Genomic DNA, 18,873 nt, shown 5'->3' with positions numbered 1-18,873 from the left:
GAAGCCGGGAGGGTGTGAAGCACCCAACCTTCGCCCCCACGGGGAGAAGGTCGCGCGAAGCGCGGGGTGAGGGGGCGTTTCCGGTAGGCATCATCCTCACGCCACGATCTCCGCAGTCTCCAGGACCGCATGGAACAGCACATCCGCACCAGCGGTTGCCCATTCCTTGGAAATCTCCTCGGCCTCATTGTGCGACAGGCCGCCGACGCAGGGGCACATGACCATCGTCGCGGGCGCCACCTTGGCGGCCCAGCAGGCGTCGTGACCGGCGCCGGAGATGAGATTCATGTGGCTGTAGCCTAGCTTCTCCGCCGCATTGCGCACGGCGGTGACGAGCTTCGGATCGAAGGTCACCGGTTCGAAGTGGCCGATGGCTTCGACCGAGCAGCCGACGCCGAGGGCGTCGCAAATAACCGGCGCTTCCGCCTCGATCTTGGCGCGCATGCGGTCGAGCTTCGCCTTGTCCGGCGAGCGGATGTCGACCGTGAAGACCACCTTGCCCGGCAGCACGTTGCGCGAATTCGGCGAGAAGAAGACCTGGCCGACACCGCCGACGGCGCCCGGCTGGTTTTCCATCGCCACGCCTTGCACCATTTCGAGAATACGCGACATGGCAAGCCCGGCATTGACGCGCATGTTCATCGGCGTCGAGCCGGTATGGGCTTCCTTGCCGGTCAGCGTGAATTCCAGCCACCACAGGCCCTGACAGTGCGTGACGACGCCGATGGTCTTGTCCTCGGCTTCGAGGATGGGGCCCTGCTCGATGTGATATTCGAAATAGGCGTGCATCTTGCGGCTGCCTACCTCTTCCTCGCCGAGCCAGCCGATGCGTTTCAGCTCCTCGCCAAAGGTTTTACCTTCCGGGTCCTTGCGGCCATAGGCGTAGTCCAGCGAATGTACGCCAGCGAAAACGCCGGAGGCGAGCATGGCGGGAGCGAAGCGCGCACCCTCTTCATTGGTCCAGTTGGTGACGACGATCGGATGCTTGGTCTTGATGCCGAGATCGTTCATCGTGCGAACAACCTCCAGCGCGCCGAGCACGCCGAGCACGCCGTCATATTTGCCGCCGGTCGGCTGAGTGTCGAGATGCGAGCCGACGTAGACCGGCAGCGCGTCCGGATCAGTGCCGGGGCGGGTCGCGAACATCGTGCCCATCTTATCAACGCTAACCGTCAAGCCGGCTTCGTCGCACCATGTCTTGAAAAGGTTGCGGCCTTCGGCGTCGGCGTCGGTGAGCGTCTGGCGATTGTTGCCGCCGGCGACGCCTGGGCCGATCTTCGCCATGTCCATCAGTGCGTCCCAAAGGCGATCGCCGTTGATACGCATGTTTTCTCCTGGCGCTGCCACCATGATGCAATCCTCACCTGTTTGTCCCGGGTCATGCAAGGTGCATGCCCAATTGTTCCCGATGGTCGCTTCCGGCGCGCTTGCTTGTTTTTCTCGCCCCGGAAAATCGCCGGTTGCCTTTAAAAGACATCTGACAGATAATTTGACCGATTGGTAAACATTACAACTTCCGTGGCGGCGCTCAAGACGAAAAGCACGAAAATTCCCGACAAAATTACAGGCAATTGCCCAAAGTCTGAGCAAGGGCAGGGGATTGAGAGCTTGGCTGAAGGGCTTGGATTTCAAGGAGATACAAAGCAGACATGGCCATCCCCAGAGCCGCCAAGACGCAACGCCGCACCCGAATTCAGGAAGAAAAAGAGGAAGTGATACTCGAGGCCGCGCTGGACGTATTCTCCGTGCATGGCTTTCGCGGCTCCACCATCGACCAGATCGCCGAAGTCGCCGGCATGTCAAAACCCAATCTGCTCTATTATTTCCGTACAAAGGAGGCCATGCACCGCGCGCTGATCGACCGGGTGCTGTTTACCTGGCTTGAGCCGCTGCGTGCTTTCGACGCCAATGGCAACCCCGAAAGCGAGATCCGCTCCTACATCCGCCGCAAGCTGGAGATGGCCCGCGATTTCCCGCGGGAAAGCCGCCTGTTCGCCAACGAGATGCTGCAGGGGGCGCCGCATGTCGAAGACGAACTCCGGGGGCCTCTTAAGAGCCTTGTCGATGAAAAGGCCGAGGTCATTCGTGCTTGGGCGAAGGCCGGCAAGATCGCCAAATGCGATCCCTATCACCTGATCTTCTCCATCTGGTCGACAACGCAGCATTATGCGGATTTCGATGTGCAGGTACGCGCCGTGCTCGGACAGGAACATTCAGGCGATGGGCGTTTCGAAGATGCGGCTCGCTACCTCGAACAGCTTTTCGTCGACGGGCTCCGCATTCGCCACACTTGAGCGGTGACGCAATCCTCGAAAGGATTACGTCCCACATGGACGAAGGCGGCCGTAGCAAGCTACGACCGCCTCCTTGTTCACGCGAATCCTCGCCGGTTTTACTCCGCCGCCTGCCGGGCCATCGGATTGTTCGGATGGGTCGTCCAGTTGGCGTAGTTGGGGTCGACGGTCTTGCCGGTGCGCTTGTCGAGGCTGCCGGCCGGCAAGGCTTCCATGGTGATGCAGTTTTCGACGGGACAGACACTGACGCAGAGATTGCAGCCGACGCATTCCTCATCCATCACCTCGAAATGTCTGGCGCCGTCGACCATGTTGGTGATGGCCTGGTGCGAGGTGTCTTCGCAGGCGATGTAGCAGCGACCGCATTTGATGCAGGCGTCCTGATCGATCTTCGCCTTGGCGATGTAGTTGAGGTTCAGATACTGCCAGTCGGAAACATTCGGTACGGCGCGGCCGATGATGTCGTCCAGATTGCTATGGCCCTTTTCGTCCATCCAATCCGAGAGGCCGGATATCATTTCCTGGACGATCTTGAAGCCATAGGTCATGGCTGCGGTGCAGACCTGCACGTTGCCGGCGCCGAGGGCCAGAAATTCGGCTGCGTCGCGCCAGGTGGTAATGCCGCCGATACCGGAGATCGGCAGGCCCTGGGTTTCGGGATCGCGCGCGATCTCAGCCACCATGTTGAGCGCAATCGGCTTGACCGCCGGGCCGCAATAGCCACCATGGCTGCCTTTGCCGCCGACTGTCGGGTTTGGCGCGAAATTGTCGAGATCGACGGAGACGATCGAGTTGATCGTGTTGATCAGCGACACGGCGTCGGTGCCACCGGCCTTGGCGGCTCGGGCCGGCTTGCGGATATCGGTGATATTCGGCGTCAGCTTGGTAATGACGGGCATGCGGGTGTACTGCTTGCACCAGCGCACGACCATTTCGATATATTCCGGCACCTGTCCGACCGCGGAGCCCATGCCGCGCTCGGACATGCCGTGCGGACAGCCGAAATTGAGCTCGATGCCATCGGCACCGGTTTCTTCCACCAGCGGCAGGATGGCCTTCCACGCCTGTTCCTCACAGGGAACCATGATCGAGGCGATCAGGGCGCGGTCCGGCCAATTCATCTTCACCTGCTTCATTTCACGCAGGTTGGTGTAGAGGTCGCGGTCGGTGATCAGCTCGATATTGTTGAGGCCGAGCAGGCGGCGGTCGGCGCCCCAGATCGCGCCATAACGCGGACCGTTGACATTGACGACCGGTGGGCCCTCCTCGCCGAGCGTCTTCCAGACCACGCCGCCCCAGCCCGCCTTGAAGGCGCGCTCGACGTTATAGGCCTTGTCGGTCGGCGGCGCCGAGGCGAGCCAGAACGGGTTCGGGGATTTGATGCCGATGAAATTATTGCGGAGATCAGCCATGTCGGTTCTCCCTTCAGGCGACTGCAGCGGCCGGCTGCACGGCGGAGCCAAGCGCACGGTTGATGGATTCGGCCGCGTCGCGACCCTGCGCTACGGCAGAGACCGTCAGGTCATCGCCGCCGAGCACGCAGTCGCCGCCGGCCCACACGCCTTCGATCGAAGTCCGGCCTTCGCCATCGATGGCGATGCGGCCGGAGTCCATGCGCAACGCGCCAAGACCTGAGGCTTCGAAGGTCTGGCCGATCGCCTTGAATATCTGGTCGGCGGCGATGACGCCGGTATCGCCGGTGCCGGTCAACTTGCCGTCGCGCAACTCGGTATATTCGACTTCGATGCCGGCGACCTTGCCGTCCTTGTCGAGGATGCGCTTCGGCGCCAGCCAGTGGCGGATGATGACGCCCTTGGAGGCGGCGAGATCCTGCTCGTATTCCGAGGCGTTCATATGTTCCTTGCCGCGGCGATAGCAAATCGTCACCTCCTCAGCACCAAGGAGCTTTGCCTGTACGGCAACGTCGATCGCGGTCATGCCGCCGCCGAGCACGACGACGCGGCGGCCGATGGCGATGTCGGATTTGTTCTTGGTCTGACGCAGATCGGCGATATAGCCAACGGCATCAGCAACACCTGCGAGGTCTTCGCCTTCGGCACGCAGGGCATTGACGCCGGCAAGGCCAAGGCCAAGAAAGACGGCATCATACTGTGAGGAAAGATCGGCAAGGCTGAAATCGCGGCCGAGCGCCTGGCCGTTCTTCACCTCGATGCCGCCGATCGACAGAACATAATCGACTTCCTTCTGAGCGAAATCGTCGACTGTCTTGTAGGTCGCAATGCCGTATTCGTTGAGGCCACCGGCCTTTTCGCGGGCGTCGAAGATGGTGACGCCATGGCCATTCACCGCAAGGCGATGGGCACAGGCAAGCCCGGCCGGACCGGCGCCGACAACGGCGATCTTCTTGCCGGTTGAAGCGGCACGGACATAGAACTGCTTGTTTTCAGCCATCGCCGTGTCCGTGGCATAGCGCTGCAGGCGGCCGATTTCTACGGGGCGCTCTTCAGCGGTATTGCGCACGCAGGCCTGCTCGCAGAGCTGTTCGGTGGGACAGACGCGGGCGCACATGCCGCCGAGGATATTCTGGTCGAAGATCGTCTTGGCCGAGCCGATCGGATTGCCGGTCGAGATCTGGCGAATGAACATCGGAATGTCGATCGAGGTCGGACAGGCCGTCATGCACGGCGCGTCATAGCAAAAATAACAGCGGTCGGCAGCGACCAAAGCCTCGTGACGGTCAAGGCGCGGATGCAGATCGGAAAAATTCGCATCATATTCGGCAGGCGTCAGCCTGCCTTTATGAATCCCAGTTTCCAGTCGTCCCATTGAAGTTCCCTCTTATAGTAAACGGCTAGTGGTACGAACGGTAACTCAGGATAAAAAATTTATCAAACGGTAAAATTTTGGAGCGTTCCGCCATTGCGAGCGCAGGCATTGCGGTCGCGGCTGCACAGCGCTGCATGCAGCCGCGGGATTTCTTCCAAGCATATGGTTTGGTTTTATTTTCGAGGAACACTTGCCGGTTGACCGGAGCGCAAAACTATAGGCTCCCAGGTTCAGCGCTGGCTGAAATGCCCGTTGGTGACCATTGTTGACATTAGCGATAGACGCTGGAGAAAAAATCCAAATTTTTTTTAGAAAGATGGAACCAAGGTTCGAGGCCATCGTTTAGGAGGTGTCTTGGTGATGATCGCATCAACCGATGCACGCCCCCAAAACTCATCACCGGACATCTACTCACGGTCCCCTCCCGATGAGTGAAAAGCAGCCAGTGCGCCGCCCTCGCACTGGCTGTTTTCTTTTGTGGTCTGCGTAGAGCGGTTCAGCGTTTCACAGAATCGCTTTCCCGCTCTATCCCTTAATTTCCAAGCATTCCGGACGGAAAACCGCTTCGCACGTTTCCTGGAAGTGCTCTAGAATTGGCGTTTCAGGATTTCATATTCGGTTTCGGGTATCGTCAGGCGATAGCCGATGCTGTCATCATCGATCGCGAACTGGGCGCGTCCGTTCATGGACGTCGGCACGACCCGCTCCAGCACGGTACGGCTGAAGCTGTTGTCCTCGAACTCATGATCGGCTGGAAAATAGAAGCGCTCCGACCAGGCCACCTCGATCGCCTTCTTGCCATCGAGTTCGGCCTCCTTGCAATTCAGCGTGATGCTGGTGGCGCCGGCGGAGATGGCGCCGTGCGAGGCGGAATTGACGATCAACTCGTGCAGGGCAAGCCCAAGATGGACGGCGGCATTCGGCGTGAGATGCGCATTGATCCCATAGATCGGCATCGGCACTCCGGCATCGGGCCAATAGGGGGCGAATTGCTTTTCGGCGAGTTCGAACAGATAGGCGCCACGCCAGCTTGAATCGGTGATCAGGTCCTGTGAATTCGAGAGCGATTGCAGGCGTCCGCGGAACTTGATCAGGAAGTTGTCGAGCGACAGCGTGTGACGCGCCGTCTGCGTCGCGATGCCCTGGATGATCGCCAGAAGATTCTTGGAGCGATGCGACAGCTCTCGCAGCAGCGATTTCAATACTTTTTCGCGGTGGCGGCTCTCCGTCACCTCGGTGATGACGGAGAGAAGTCCCTGCGGCTTGCGCCCGCCGAGGCGCTCGATTTTCAGCTCGTAAATGCGCACGCCGTCGCCGGTCACAAACTCCACTTCCGCGCTGACAGGCTTGCCGCTTTGAAGCACCCCGCGTTTCAGGTGAGACAGATGTTCGCCATCTTTCTGGCCGAAGAGATGGATGTCCGTGCCGCCGATGATGAGGGACGATTTCAGATGATCTGGCAGGTTTTCCGCATAGCGGATCGCAAGGCTTGGGTCTTGAAAGAGGATCGAGATGCCGGCACTGCCCAGCGCCCGCTCCATCATAGCGGTCTTGCCTTCAAAACTTAAAGGCGCGCCGGATAATGGTTCAGTCGTGTTCACCGGCTTGCCTTTCACTCCAATTTCGAGAACCCTGCCGACAGGGTATTCTCAGCCGGAAGAACTTAATCCGGTTTGTACGGTCACTCGCTATAACAGTCGGTAAAGCGTCCCTAAGCTGCCGGAACGTCCCGTTGCTTTTTTTGTTCCGCGACAAAATGTCGATTCGGGTCAGGCGGCCACCTTTGTGGTTTCGTTGAAGAAAAGCGCCTGGCTGATCAGAGCTTTCACCATGTCGGGATTGAATGGCTTGGTCACGAGGAAGGTCGGCTCCGGCCGCTCGCCGGTCAGTAACCGCTCGGGGAAAGCGGTGATGAAAATGACCGGAATGCTCGATGTCTTGAGGATGTCATTGACGGCGTCGATGCCGGAGCTGCCGTCGGCAAGCTGGATGTCGGCGAGCACCATGCTGGGATTGGTGGCATCATGCAGGGCAACCGCCTCCGCATGGGTGCGGGCGATGCCGGTGACGCGATGTCCGAGGCTTTCCACCATCTGCTCGATGTCCATCGCGATCAGCGGTTCGTCCTCGATGATCATGATGTCGGTCGCGACCTGGCGTGAAATTTCCTGTGATGCCTTGTCGAGCAGATTCATGGCCTCGGTTTCAGTCACGTCGAGAATGTCGGCGATTTCACCGAGACGGAAGTTTTCGACGGAGGCGAGTAGGAAGGCCTGGCGGGCGACTGGAGAAACCTTGGCAAGATTGACCGAGGCGCGCTGCTCCCAAGCATAGGGCGAGGTCGGTTCCGGGATCTGGATCGCCGTGGAACCGAAGAGTTGTGTGAAGAGTTTATAGAGTGCAACGCGGTCGTTGGGCGTGTCCGGGAAGATGGAAAGATCGGCAATGATCGCTTCCAGAACCGCCGCGACATAGGCGTCACCCGACGTCTGTGTCCCCGTCAGCGCACGGGAATAGCGGCGCAAATAAGGAAGATGCGGCGCAATGCGTGTGGAAAGTGTCATCAATGGCTCCCGCCCTTTATCAATTCCTAATTGAAACACAGCCTCCAAGACTGCAATGACAAACAAACGCAAATTCGGTAAAAAAGTTCCTCGGCATCGGAACTTTTTTTGAGGAAGGACATTACCCCTGCCGACGAACAGTAGGCTTCAACCTCTCCGAATTCGGGCCAAGGCGGATGTGAGGGGGGCAGTGGCCTTCCACACCGGGGTGCATAGAGGTACACCCTGAATCCATGAACGCAAGAAATGCGGAAGCGAGCAGGCTAAATGACCACCCAAAATCAAGAGGATGCGGACCGCAAAGGGCCTGACGTGCGTGCGGTCGATATCCTCGATCCCAACAATCAAATCGGCAACCGGCTGCGCTCCTTCTATGCCGCGGTGCAGGATGAGGCCATTCCGGATCGCTTGCTCGACCTACTCGAGAAGCTGGATCAGGCCGAACGTTTGGCTTCCGCAAAAGTCTCCGATTAAGGAGGAAGCGTCATGGAACCGCAACCGAGCTTCAAGCGCGAACTCCTGGCCGCCCTGCCGAGCCTGCGTGCCTTTGCGATCTCGTTGACCGGCCGCCATGACCGTGCCGATGATCTCGTGCAGGACACCATCATGAAGGCTTGGGCCAAGCAGGACCATTTCGAGATGGGCACAAATATGAAGGCCTGGCTCTTCACCATCCTGCGCAACGAACTCTACAGCCAGATGCGCAAGAGCGGCCGAGAGGTGCAGGATAGCGACGGGCTGTTCACGGAATCGATGGCGACGCATCCCTCGCAATACGGAGCGCTCGACCTGCAGGATTTCCGCAAGGCGCTGGATCAATTGCCGCCCGATCAGCGTGAAGCCATCATCCTGGTCGGCGCGTCCGGCTTTTCCTATGAAGAAGCCGCCGAAATCTGCGGCTGCGCTGTCGGCACCATCAAGAGCCGGGTCAATCGCGCCCGCCAGCGGCTGCAGGAATTGCTGCAGATTTCCGGAGAAGCGGACTTCGGCCCGGATGCCACCTCAGCACCTTTGACGTCCAAGGCATTTGCTTTTTAGATAAAGCCAATCTGTATCAAGTCCGCTCTCAATCGTCCCGCGTCTTCGTTCCAAGCAAGTTGCCGAACACCAGGGCGGTGGCGATGGCGGCGGTTAGCAGCGGTTGCGATTTTGCAAGGCCGAGCGCCGCGACAGCCATCGATTCCAAGGCGGCGCGGCGTTCGCGGGCACGGCGTTCTTCCCGCTTATCGATGATGATCATGATGACGAGAACGATCAGCGCGAGCAGCAGAGCGCCGGCGGCAATCAGCAGCGCCGAAACGGCTAGGCCATAGATCGTTGCCAACCAGATAGCGGCAGCTATGAGGGCAAAAGAATAGGCCGTTAGAAGGAGGATAGTGGCGATGCCAATGAAAACACCGTCGCGCTTTGTACGCGCAACGGTGCGGCTCAATGTGCCCGAGAGAAGCAGGCCGAGGAGTGGAGCCAGCATTGCAGCTCCTTAACGGCGTGACAGAAGCAGGGCAAACGCCAATCCGAAAGCTGCAGCAGCCCCGATAGTGGCGATGGGATGTTGGCGCACGGTTCTGCGCATTTCGCGCGTGCCCCTGGCATAACCGTGCTGCAATTCACGCAGCAAGTCTTCTCCACGAGCCGCCAAATCCTCAAACCCGGTCTCGGCGCGCGCGCGCATCGCCTTGCTCTGGACAGCACTGTTTTCACCGACGATCTTGGCGAAAGCGGCAATTTCGTTGCGCAGATGTTCGATCTGCTCCTCGATGCTGGCTTCGAGGTCGTGCAGGCTGCCGCCATTACGCTTAGCTCGCGCCGAATGGAGGATGGATGTTGCCATGGTCTTTCTCCCTTGCGTCGTTAGCGTCTTTGGCCTGGCGCTGCAAAGCTGCGCCGGCTTTTGCAATAAGCGAATGCTGCCAGACATATTGCGCTGTCGATCGCGCAGAACATTGATCTGGATCACCGATCATCAACGCGGCGATGCAACGAAAAGTTCCAGATTTGGCGAAAGGAAGGTCAGTCCGTCAGTGCGCTGTGGGCGAGAACGAAGGGCACGCCGTCGATGGGGATACGATTGACCTTTAGTGCGCTACTGAAGACATCCTGCAAATGTCGGTCGGTCAGAACGTCCCGAACCGGACCTGCCGCCCGCAACCGCCCATTCTTGAGCAAGACCATTTGGTCGGCGAAGAGGGCAGTGAGGTTGAGATCATGCATGACGGCGATGACGCCGCCGCCGCATCGACAGAATTGCCGGGCAAGCGTCATGATGGTCAGTTGATGACTGATGTCGAGGCTGGAGACGGGCTCGTCGAGAAGCAGCCAGCACGGCTTGCCGTCGACGACAGGCTCGGAGATCTGGCAAAGCACGCGGGCGAGTTGCACACGTTGTTGCTCGCCGCCGGAAAGCTCCTGATAGAAGCGCCCCTCGAAGCCGGCGAGATCGACGGAGGAGAGCGCCTCGGCGGCGATGCGATCGGGCTGTTCGGGATGGCCGTTGCGCCCGCTGGTCAGTCCCATACGGACGATCTCCCGAACGGTGAAGGGAAAGGAGAGGGCGCTCGCCTGGGGCAGCACGCCGCGCATTTCAGCCAGTTGCCAGGCTTGAAGGCTGCCGATCTCCGATGCGCCGAGACGTACCGAACCCTGATAGGCAAGCTCTCCGGAAATGGCTTTTATTATCGTCGTCTTGCCCGAGCCATTCGGCCCACAAATCGCCGTGAGTGCGCCGGCCTTAGCGGTAAAGCAAACGTCCTGCACGACTGTCTTGCCGGAGAGCCGGACGGAAAGATTCGAGACATCAATCATCGAAAACTCACAGGCTGAGGCGCGAGCGCTGCCGAAGCAGCATCCACAGGAAGAAAGGCCCGCCGACACCGGCGGTAATGATGCCGATCGGCAGTTCGGCCGGCGAGACGATAGTGCGAGCCAGCACGTCGGCGATGATGAGCAGTGAGCCGCCGAGAAGGGCGGAAGCCGGCAGCAGGAAGCGGTGGTCCGGGCCGATGGCCATGCGCAGGATATGCGGCACGATGATGCCGACGAAGCCGACCCCGCCGCTGACCGCGACGGAGGCGCCGACCGCGGCCGCAACGCTGACGATGGCTATATTCTTCAGCCGCTGCACGGCGACGCCCATGTGGAAGGCGGCTGCTTCGCCGAGAGTCAACGCATTGAGACCGCGCGCCATGAAGGGCAGGGGCAGCATGGAGAGAATGATGATTGGTCCGGTGGCCGCGATCTTGGACCATGTGGCACCGGCAAGCGATCCCATGCTCCAGAAGGTGAGATCACGTAACTGCCGGTCGTCGGCCATGTAGATCAGCAAGCCGGTGGCCGCCAGCGCCAGCGCGCCGAGCGCAATACCGGCCAGCAACATGGTCGCTATGGATGTCAATCCGTGTCGCGTCGCCACTCTGTAGAGAAGTATGGTGGTGACGAGGCCGCCGATGAAGGCTGATATCGGCAGGGAGAAAATGCCGAAGGCATGTGCGACCGGCGCGAGGATGCCGCCGCCGAGGACGATCATCCCCACAGCGCCGAGACTCGAGCCGGCCGAAATGCCGATCAGGCCGGGATCGGCCAGCGGATTGCGGAACAGGCCCTGCATGACCGCGCCGGAAACCGCGAGCCCGCCGCCGATCAGAAAACCGAGAATGGCGCGGGGCAGGCGGATGTCGAAGATGATGATGCGGTCGCGGCTGCTCAGCGCATTGTCGGTGCCGCCGCTCACCATACTGCCGATGACGTCGACGATCGAGGCATCGGATGCGCCTGTCGTGATTGAAAAGACGAAAGCAATGAGAGCGGCGATGACGAGGCCCATCAACACGAAAAGGGAGAGCGCAGTGCGGTCGCCTTCGCGGCGGCGGCGGTCCCTTCGGTGCGACATGCGCTTCAGTCCCGGCATGACCTCGTTGAGCGCCACCTCAGCCCCCGTAGATCGCGGCATTTAGCTCGCGCACGGCGCTGGCGGTACGCGGCCCGAAGCCGAGCAGATGCAGGCCGTCCATGCGGACGATCGCCTTGTGGCTGGCCGCGGGTGTCAGCGAGATCGCCGGCTGTTGCAAGAGGTCGTCGTCTTTCATCGACAGCGGACCCTCGCGGTCCATGATGAGGATCACGTCGGGCTTGGCCTCTATGATCGCTTCATCGGTCAGCGGCTTGTAGCCTGAGAAATTGCCGACGGCATTGATGGCGCCTGCCAGCTTGATGATGCCCTCAGCGGCGGTGTTGCTGCCGGAGGCGAGGATCTTGCCGTTCTGGTTGCTGAGGATGAAAAGCACGCGTTTGCGTTCGGCCTGCGGGCGCTTCTCGGAGTCGGCAATTGCCGCATCGAGATCGGCGGCAACTTTGTCCTCCAGCGTCTTCGTCTTGTCCGGCACGCCGAGCAGCGAGCCGACGACATTGATCTTCTTCAGGATGCCGTCACGGTCATAGGTCTGCGGCACGGTCTCGAAGGGTATGCTGGCATTGCGCAGCACGGCCAAAGCCTCCGGCGGACCGGAACCGTCCGCTGCGATAATGGCGGTCGGATTGACGGCGAGGATACCTTCCGGCGACAGCGCTCGCATATAGCCGACATCGGGCAGCTTGGCTGCGGCCTCTGGATACGTGCTGGTGGAGTCGCGGGCGATCAGCCTGCTTTCCTCGCCGAGCGCGTAGATGATTTCGGTGACGTCGCCGCCGACCGAAACGAGGCGGGATGTATCGATTTTTGGCGCTTCCGCGGCATGGGCGCGTTCGATCAGACCATAGCCACCCTTGACCGGGCTCGCTGGAATAAGCGGCAGAGCCATCACCAGCGCGGTTAGCGCGATTTCCCAAGGCTTTATGCGCTTGAGGTTCTTCAACATCGTCATGGCTCGATCCCTATGCGGCGACGCTGGCGTCGGCCTTCGGCAGATTTTCGATGATGGCGCGCCAGTCCGGACGCTCGTCGAAGCCTTCCTTCCGCTTGCCGAAGAACTGGATGATCATCTCGCCTTTGGCGTTGTAGGCTTCGAGCGAGGTGACGTGACCGTCCTTTGTCGGTTTGCGCACGGCCCAGGCTTCGGCAATGTGATCCTGGCGCAGATGCAGATGAAAGGTGGGGTCCATGACGTTGATCCAGGGACCCATCGTCTGCACATTTAAGATCGGACCGGAATGAATCTGCACGATACCGTCATTGGCGACGAAGCACATGATCGGCAGACCTTCGCGAACGGAAGCATGCATCATCTCGGCGACAGCGCTCGTCTCCAGCCTCCAGGCATAGTCGTCGCCCACGGTACGGATCGCCGCCTGGCGGCCGATCTTCAGCTTTTTCAGCATGCCGAAGAACTCGTGCGTATCCGTCATGCGGCTCCAGTGGTCTCGCAGCTCGTCCCGGCTGACATCGCCGTCGATCTCGCTATTCTCGTAGCCGGAGTGATCCTCGACAAAATCCTGCGACTGATCTTCGAGCCGCAGCTCGGCGACCATGGCGTGATAAGCCTCGACATTCGAGGCGGGGCGCAGGTGCACCTTATGAACGGCATCACCGGCCTTATCGAAGAATTGCAGGCTGAGCCGCTGCTGGTCGCCATCGGTCTTGGTGACGGCGAAGGCATGCGCCCAGCGCTTCGGGAAGATGCGCAGATCGATGTTTTCGCCAAGCACGATGGCCGCCTGCACGCCTGATTTGATGTTTTCGTAGACCCCGATTTTCTCATGCACGGCACTTTCGTTGCGTGACAGCGCCAGGACTTCGTCGAGGGAAGCGACGTGGGCAAGGAACCGATGGGCATCGGCATCGATGCGAATGGCGGAAATGCCGACTTCGGCGGCAACCAGCGCTGCTTCGGAAACACCCAATCGAGCCGCGATATCGCGCTCGCGCATTTTCGAATTTTCAGCCCGAAAGGCGCGGATATCGGCTGGGGCCAATCGGGTCGTTTCTTTGGTCGTCTCAGTCATCTGCAATGCCTATTTGTTGAGAATGAGTTTGCCTTGGCGCGTGATTTTCATCCGGTAGATGCTGCCCTCGTGCCTGATCATGATTTCAGTCTGTCCACGAAAAATATCCGTGCTCTCGACAATTCTAATGTGCGGTGCGGCCATCGGCGGCACCGGCTGTATTGGTGTTTTCTCAGCAATCATCCTGCTTGGTTTTGCCTGAAAATTCATAGGAAGCCGGGCTCTGTTCCCGCCAGATTTATCTTGACTAACATACTCAAGGTTTCCTAAAGACACAATAGGAGACTTAAAGAGTCAAGTTTTAATTTCAGGCGATGGACACGCGGCATTGATCCGCGCTGCCAGCAGATATTCAGGGGAGATTGCCGATGCCGACGAAGACGATTTTGGCGGTGGCCGCCGGCGGGCTGTTCACCATTGCCTACTGCCTCCAGGCCTTAGCCCAGGATGCGACTGCCTCAACGAATGCGCAGAAGCTCAATGTCGAACTCAACGCGCTCGTGCCGTCTCAGAAGGGCTGCATGATGACCTTCGTTGCGGAAAACGATCTGGCGGCGCCGATCGGCAAGATCTCCTTCGAGCTCGCCTTCTTCAACGATAAGAATGCGGTCGATCGCGTGACCATATTGGATTTTCGCGACCTGCCGGTCGGCAAAAAGCGGGTGCGGCAATTCGATATGCCTGGAGTGAAGTGCGAGAGCGTCAGCCGTATCATCATCAACGATACGCCGGTGTGTGAAGGCCCGGCGGCGGGGGAGTGTAAGGCCGCGCTCACCACACGTTTACAGCTCTCCGTTTCTTTCGAAGGCTGAGATCATGGCCTCCCGCTCGGCCAAGGTTTCCATCGAGCGTCACCGCGCTGTCGGTGACATGAATGACAATCATCCGAGCGTTCTTCCGGGGCACGAGCTGACCGGCCTTGACGACGTGCCGAGGCCGCCAGCCGCCGAGGCGGTAGTTCACTACAGCCGTTTTGCTCATATTGGCTCTTTTCCCGCCCATCCCGCCGAACCTGTGCCCGATGCGTCCGAGCCGCCCACCATGGAGTTGCCGGCGGACGGGCCAAGTCGCGGCCTTTCCACGAGCAAGAAAACAGTCACCTTCGCCTGCCTCGGCTCGTTCCTCTTTCACGCCGTCATTGTTGCTGCTTTGTTGGTGACGATGGTCACGGCGCCCGAAGATGCTGTGGAAGAGGCGGGCGATACTGTCAGCGTCATCATGCTCGGCAGCTCCGATCTGGACCAGATGTCGGCAGGTGAGGAAAGCAAGGAGCCGCAGCCGGAAGAGATAACGGCAGACGCCGTGCAGCCGGAGACGGTGCAGCCGGCCGATGTAAAGCCCGCTGAAATGGAAGCTGTTCAGCCGGTGACCGAGACCGTGGAGGCCGCGCAGCCGTCGCAACCGCTGCAGCAGGTGTCTCCGGAAACGGTCGTCAGCCCGGAGCCGGAGGTGCTGGCGACGCAGGCGCCGGCTGAGACGACAGTGGTTCAATCGATGACGTCTGTGCAGCCGACAGATGCTGAGCCTGCCGAAATTCGGCCCGCCGAGGCGGAACCGGTCGACGTGCAGCCGACGGAAATCACACAAGCAGCCGTGCCGCCCAGCGAAGTGGTGACGACCCCGGTCGAGAAACCGGTCAAGCCAGCCAAACCGGTCGAAAAACCAAAGAATGTCGTCAAGAAGCAGCCGCCGAAGGTGGCGAAGAAGGCCGGCTCCGGTGGTGAGAGCGAGCAGGATTCGAAGAAGGGCGCTGCCGAAGGGACGGAAACGGCGCAGTCGAACGCGAATTCGCAGGCCGATGGCCAGCGCAGCGGTTCGGGCAGTGCGGCAGTTGCCAACTACCCAGGCAAAGTGCAGTCCCGCATTCGCCGCGCCGTCCGTCTGTCCTCGAAATACGAAAAGGGCATGATGGTTCGTATCCGTCTGACGATCGGTGCGGGCGGTGAGCTCAGTTCGCTTTCCGTAGCGCGGAGTTCCGGCATTCCTGAACTGGATGATGCCGTGACGGATGGTGTTCGACGCGCTGCGCCGTTTCCGCCTCTGCCTCCAGAATGGGGCAAGCCCAGCTGGTCCTTCACGCAAGAGGTTCAGGTGACCGGACGATAGGTCGCAATAAAATATGACCGCAATTATCAACTTTATTCTTTACTGCAAAACTCAACTTTAATATGGTCGCCTCGCGCTCGATGGAATCGAGCACAAAAGAGCAACCAGCAGGCAAACAGGTGATGCATGGCGCGTAAGGGGAAAAGGGATTCTGGCCGCGATAACCGCCAGACGCAAACGCCGGCGCAGGAATCGGCAAGAACCGGTCTCGACGGGCGCAGCTTCCTTTATGTCGGCGGCCGGGATTGCCAGGTCGCGCATCTTCGCCAGATCGCCAGCAGCTTCGGCGCCGAGCTGATCCATCACGACGGCGGTTTGCGCGAAGCGGTGTCGCGCATCGATACCGTGCTGCCTTCCGTCGATTGCGTCTTTTGCCCCATCGACTGTATCAGCCACGACGCTTGCCTGCGGGTGAAGACCGGCTGCAAGAAATTCGGCAAGGCTTTCATACCTTTGCGCAATGGCAGCAAATCGAGCCTCGAGCGGGCGCTGCAGACTATGAACGAACGAGACAATTCCCGATGACTGACAAAGGCCCTGACGGGTTCACGATGATCGGCCTGCACAAGCTGGCCTCGCAGAATGGCGACGGCCTGGTACCGGAACTCTATGAGCTGTTGATACGCCGCGCGGAAGAGCAGCGACAGGCTCGAAATGTGACGGCTTTCCCCTTTTGGAAGGCGCGGCTTCCAGGTAAAGCACCGGATGCGCCGCTCGGCATTTCTGCACATGACGGCACGAATGTCATTGCCTTTGCTCCACGACCGGGCAAAACTGCCGAGCGCCGCAAGAAGGTTTGACCGTCGGGAGATCCAGCCATGTACATTGCGATGAACCGCTTCAAGGTCATCATCGGTTCGGAAGGCGCTTTCGAGGACATTTGGAAAGGCCGCGATTCACGGTTGGATGAGGTTCCGGGTTTCGTAGAGTTCCGTCTGCTGCGGGGCGGTACGAATGTGGAGGAGGGCTTTACGCTGTTTTCCTCGCATACGATCTGGCGCAGTGAAGAGGATTTCCTGAAATGGACGAAATCCGAGAATTTCCGCATGGCGCACCGCAATGCCGGAGACAACAAGGCCCTCTACTGGGGACCGCCTCGCTTCGAGGGATTCAATGTGGTGGCCGGGGTTTGACGGCGTCGTTACATATCAGTCAGGCGAGATAAGTCGCCGGTTCTTCAAGCTTCCGTCACTGCTCTTTTAAAGAACGCTCCCAGAGCTACCACAGCCCAACCCGCTATCATACCGAGCCCTCCTGTTGGTGCGGCCAACGGGAAAAGCGAATTGCCGCCGAAATGGCGGCTGACGAGATCGCCGGCAAAGATCAGTGTTCCCAACCCAAGCAGCACCGCTGCCGCCGGCGCGGTGCGGATACGGTCGTATCCGGCATAGAGGGCAAGCAGGGCAGGGGCATGTGCAAGGCACATAGTCGAAGCAGAGCCGAGAAAATGCGTATCGCCGCCATGGGATGCCGCGGCCGCGAGCGCGACACCCGCGCCGCCGAGAATGCCGGCGACAAACAGGGTGAGTGGACGGATTATGGCATTGAAGCTCATGTCTCTTCTCATTCCCGGTTCTGCATATGAAAGGCAAGGCGCTCGATTGGCTCCCAGATGATGGCTCGAAGCTTCTCGTTTTCGATGGTTTCGTCCATGGCGCGGCGGAAGCAGAGGAGCCATTCGTCGCGCTCTTTCGGGCCGATGGCGGCAACGAAATGGCGGCTGCGCAGGCGCGGATGGCCGCGTTTTTCGATATAGAGCTGCGGTCCGCCGAGATAGCCGGTCAGATATTCATAGAGTTTCTTGCTGGAGCCTTCGAGGCTTGGCGGATGCACGGCGCGGCAGTTCGCTGCCTCCGGTAGCGTATCCATCAGTTCATAGAAACGCGCCGTCAGTGTCCGTACGGTCCGATCGCCGCCAATTGCCTGGTAAAGTGTGATGGTCTCTTCGCTCAAATGCCGGCCCCTCTTTGCGATGTCCTACATGGCAACTGACAGGCTATGCCGCAACCATCGAAGCGGCCGGTGCGGCGTTTCGGCGCTGCTTTATTTGTTGGTCGTCAGCTCGAAAGCGTCGCTTTCCCCAGGGATGAGCTCGAGCGGCCAGACCGTCTGACGCGTTTTCCCGGGATATTCCTGACTGTAGGCGGGCATGCCGGAAAGCAGAATCTCGGCCAGTTCGACGCCGAGATCATGCAGCGAGGTGCGAAAGCAGGTCAGCGGCGGCTGCAGGAATTTGGCACGCGGCGCCTCGCGAAAGCCTACGACGGCGATGTCGCGCCCCGGAACGATGCCGGATTCCATCACGCGCTGATAGAAGCCAATGGCCATCAATTCGTAGATCAGGATCACGGCCGTTGGCCTGTCTTCGAGGCGCAAAAGCTCATCCGCAACCTGATAGCCGCCCTGTTCGCTCGATTTGGCGCGAATGACCAGGGCCGGGTCATAGGCGATGCCATGCCGCTCCAGCGCCCGGCGATAGCCTTCCACGAAAATGAAACCGAGATTGATGTCGCTGGAAGGGGCGCTAATTGCGATGCGGCGATGCCCATGCGCCACGAGGCGGTCGACGGCGCTGTTGACGACACCATCGAAATCCAAATCGATCCAGGAGGCGTTGCCGTCCGAAAGGCTGCGGCCAAGAGCCACAAAAGGGATTTTCGTCTTGGCGAGCAAGTCGAAACGCTTGTCGACGCGTTGCGTCTCCGAAATGATCAGCGCATCGACGATGCGTCTTGCCACCATCCGTTTCAGATATTCATAGGGATCTTCGTCATGCGGGCAGGGCAACATGATCAGATCGAGTTTGTGGCGCGAGAACACGCTCTGCAGTCCGCCCGTCACAGTCAGGAAAAAATTGTCGCTGTTTTCAACGGTTTCCCGGCTGGATTGGATCATGAGGCCAATGACGTTCGTCGTGCCCTGCCGCAGGCTGCGGCCTGATTGGTTCGCCACATAGCCAAGCTGTTCTGCGGCGGCGAGCACGCGCTTGCGGGTCTCTTCGTTGACATCCGGTTTGCCGTTCAGCGCCCGCGATACCGTGCCGATCGAGATATCGAGATGTTCGGCAAGCTGACGGATTCCCTTCATAGACTGCGATTTTCCTTGCTGCGGCAATTTCCGGTCTCCCTCTATTGACACAGTAAAATCTTTTCGCATAGGATCGTAAACGTTTACGGGACGTGTGTCAC

23 protein-coding genes are annotated in these 18,873 nt (G+C 59.7%); 8 read left to right on the top strand and 15 right to left on the bottom strand.

Annotated elements, in window-relative coordinates; all coding sequences use genetic code 11:
* Positions 1–96: 96 nt before the first annotated feature.
* A complete protein-coding gene (locus QA646_RS11550) occupies positions 97–1,350 on the bottom strand; it encodes a Zn-dependent hydrolase (protein WP_283055596.1) in 1,254 nt (417 codons plus the stop codon).
* 299 nt (positions 1,351–1,649) lie between these two features.
* Between QA646_RS11550 and QA646_RS11545 the strand changes: the two genes are divergently transcribed.
* Positions 1,650–2,294, top strand: coding sequence for a TetR family transcriptional regulator C-terminal domain-containing protein (locus QA646_RS11545; protein WP_283055595.1), 645 nt, complete (start codon positions 1,650–1,652; stop codon positions 2,292–2,294).
* Positions 2,295–2,392: 98 nt separating this feature from the next.
* Here the strand turns inward: QA646_RS11545 and preA are convergent, their stop codons facing one another.
* From preA to QA646_RS11525, 4 genes are all read right to left on the bottom strand, one after another.
* Positions 2,393–3,706, bottom strand: a complete 1,314-nt coding sequence (preA, locus tag QA646_RS11540) for an NAD-dependent dihydropyrimidine dehydrogenase subunit PreA (protein WP_283055594.1) — start codon at positions 3,704–3,706, stop codon at positions 2,393–2,395.
* A 13-nt stretch (positions 3,707–3,719) separates the two neighbouring features.
* Positions 3,720–5,081: an NAD(P)-dependent oxidoreductase gene (locus QA646_RS11535; protein WP_283055593.1), complete on the bottom strand. Its 1,362-nt coding sequence runs from the start codon at positions 5,079–5,081 to the stop codon at positions 3,720–3,722.
* Between the two features lie 587 nt (positions 5,082–5,668).
* Positions 5,669–6,625 (bottom strand): sensor histidine kinase, encoded by a 957-nt coding sequence (locus tag QA646_RS11530; RefSeq protein WP_283058850.1) that lies wholly within the window; start codon positions 6,623–6,625, stop codon positions 5,669–5,671.
* Between the two features lie 225 nt (positions 6,626–6,850).
* On the bottom strand, positions 6,851–7,645 hold the full coding sequence (locus tag QA646_RS11525; RefSeq protein ID WP_283055592.1) for a response regulator: 795 nt from the start codon (positions 7,643–7,645) through the stop codon (positions 6,851–6,853).
* Between the two features lie 267 nt (positions 7,646–7,912).
* On the opposite strand from QA646_RS11525, the gene QA646_RS11520 reads away from it, so the two are divergent.
* Both QA646_RS11520 and QA646_RS11515 read left to right on the top strand, forming a co-directional pair.
* The gene (locus QA646_RS11520) at positions 7,913–8,119 is read left to right on the top strand and encodes a NepR family anti-sigma factor (protein WP_283055591.1); all 207 of its coding nucleotides are present in this window, start codon (positions 7,913–7,915) and stop codon (positions 8,117–8,119) included.
* 12 nt (positions 8,120–8,131) lie between these two features.
* Positions 8,132–8,683, top strand: a complete 552-nt coding sequence (locus QA646_RS11515; RefSeq protein WP_104823976.1) for an RNA polymerase sigma factor — start codon at positions 8,132–8,134, stop codon at positions 8,681–8,683.
* Between the two features lie 28 nt (positions 8,684–8,711).
* Here the strand turns inward: QA646_RS11515 and QA646_RS11510 are convergent, their stop codons facing one another.
* From QA646_RS11510 to QA646_RS11480, 7 genes are all read right to left on the bottom strand, one after another.
* Complete coding sequence (locus QA646_RS11510; RefSeq protein WP_283055590.1) at positions 8,712–9,116, bottom strand: hypothetical protein; 405 nt, start codon at positions 9,114–9,116, stop codon at positions 8,712–8,714.
* Positions 9,117–9,125: 9 nt separating this feature from the next.
* Positions 9,126–9,476: a hypothetical protein gene (locus tag QA646_RS11505; RefSeq protein WP_283058849.1), complete on the bottom strand. Its 351-nt coding sequence runs from the start codon at positions 9,474–9,476 to the stop codon at positions 9,126–9,128.
* 179 nt (positions 9,477–9,655) lie between these two features.
* On the bottom strand, positions 9,656–10,447 hold the full coding sequence (locus QA646_RS11500) for a heme ABC transporter ATP-binding protein (protein ID WP_283055589.1): 792 nt from the start codon (positions 10,445–10,447) through the stop codon (positions 9,656–9,658).
* Between the two features lie 7 nt (positions 10,448–10,454).
* On the bottom strand, positions 10,455–11,531 hold the full coding sequence (locus QA646_RS11495) for an iron ABC transporter permease (protein ID WP_283058848.1): 1,077 nt from the start codon (positions 11,529–11,531) through the stop codon (positions 10,455–10,457).
* Between the two features lie 37 nt (positions 11,532–11,568).
* A complete protein-coding gene (locus tag QA646_RS11490) occupies positions 11,569–12,501 on the bottom strand; it encodes an ABC transporter substrate-binding protein (RefSeq protein WP_283055588.1) in 933 nt (310 codons plus the stop codon).
* Positions 12,502–12,511: 10 nt separating this feature from the next.
* On the bottom strand, positions 12,512–13,579 hold the full coding sequence (locus QA646_RS11485; protein ID WP_283055587.1) for a ChuX/HutX family heme-like substrate-binding protein: 1,068 nt from the start codon (positions 13,577–13,579) through the stop codon (positions 12,512–12,514).
* Positions 13,580–13,588: 9 nt separating this feature from the next.
* On the bottom strand, positions 13,589–13,762 hold the full coding sequence (locus QA646_RS11480; RefSeq protein WP_283058845.1) for a hemin uptake protein HemP: 174 nt from the start codon (positions 13,760–13,762) through the stop codon (positions 13,589–13,591).
* Positions 13,763–13,947: 185 nt separating this feature from the next.
* On the opposite strand from QA646_RS11480, the gene QA646_RS11475 reads away from it, so the two are divergent.
* The 5 genes from QA646_RS11475 to QA646_RS11455 all read left to right on the top strand — a co-directional run bounded on the left by QA646_RS11475 (position 13,948) and on the right by QA646_RS11455 (position 16,818).
* Complete coding sequence (locus QA646_RS11475) at positions 13,948–14,391, top strand: hypothetical protein (protein WP_283055586.1); 444 nt, start codon at positions 13,948–13,950, stop codon at positions 14,389–14,391.
* A 4-nt stretch (positions 14,392–14,395) separates the two neighbouring features.
* Positions 14,396–15,685, top strand: a complete 1,290-nt coding sequence (locus QA646_RS11470) for a TonB family protein (RefSeq protein ID WP_283055585.1) — start codon at positions 14,396–14,398, stop codon at positions 15,683–15,685.
* 126 nt (positions 15,686–15,811) lie between these two features.
* Entirely contained in the window at positions 15,812–16,210 is a 399-nt protein-coding gene (locus QA646_RS11465) for a DUF2325 domain-containing protein (RefSeq protein ID WP_283055584.1), read from the top strand.
* Entirely contained in the window at positions 16,207–16,485 is a 279-nt protein-coding gene (locus QA646_RS11460; RefSeq protein ID WP_283055583.1) for a hypothetical protein, read from the top strand. The genes QA646_RS11465 and QA646_RS11460 overlap by 4 nt, the downstream gene beginning before the upstream one ends.
* An 18-nt stretch (positions 16,486–16,503) precedes the next feature.
* A complete protein-coding gene (locus QA646_RS11455; RefSeq protein ID WP_283055582.1) occupies positions 16,504–16,818 on the top strand; it encodes an antibiotic biosynthesis monooxygenase in 315 nt (104 codons plus the stop codon).
* A 44-nt stretch (positions 16,819–16,862) separates the two neighbouring features.
* On the opposite strand, the gene QA646_RS11450 is transcribed toward QA646_RS11455, so the two are convergent.
* The 3 genes from QA646_RS11450 to QA646_RS11440 all read right to left on the bottom strand — a co-directional run bounded on the left by QA646_RS11450 (position 16,863) and on the right by QA646_RS11440 (position 18,772).
* Positions 16,863–17,240 (bottom strand): DUF423 domain-containing protein, encoded by a 378-nt coding sequence (locus tag QA646_RS11450; RefSeq protein ID WP_283055581.1) that lies wholly within the window; start codon positions 17,238–17,240, stop codon positions 16,863–16,865.
* Positions 17,241–17,248: 8 nt separating this feature from the next.
* Positions 17,249–17,638: a group II truncated hemoglobin gene (locus QA646_RS11445; RefSeq protein ID WP_283055580.1), complete on the bottom strand. Its 390-nt coding sequence runs from the start codon at positions 17,636–17,638 to the stop codon at positions 17,249–17,251.
* A gap of 90 nt (positions 17,639–17,728) precedes the next feature.
* A complete protein-coding gene (locus tag QA646_RS11440) occupies positions 17,729–18,772 on the bottom strand; it encodes a substrate-binding domain-containing protein (protein ID WP_283055579.1) in 1,044 nt (347 codons plus the stop codon).
* Positions 18,773–18,873 lie beyond the last annotated feature (101 nt).

This window comes from Rhizobium sp. CB3090 (genome assembly GCF_029714285.1).
In the GTDB taxonomy this organism is placed as follows: Bacteria; Pseudomonadota; Alphaproteobacteria; order Rhizobiales; family Rhizobiaceae; genus Rhizobium.
Note: the sequence above shows the minus strand (reverse complement) of the source record. Positions and strands in the feature narration are given on the sequence as shown.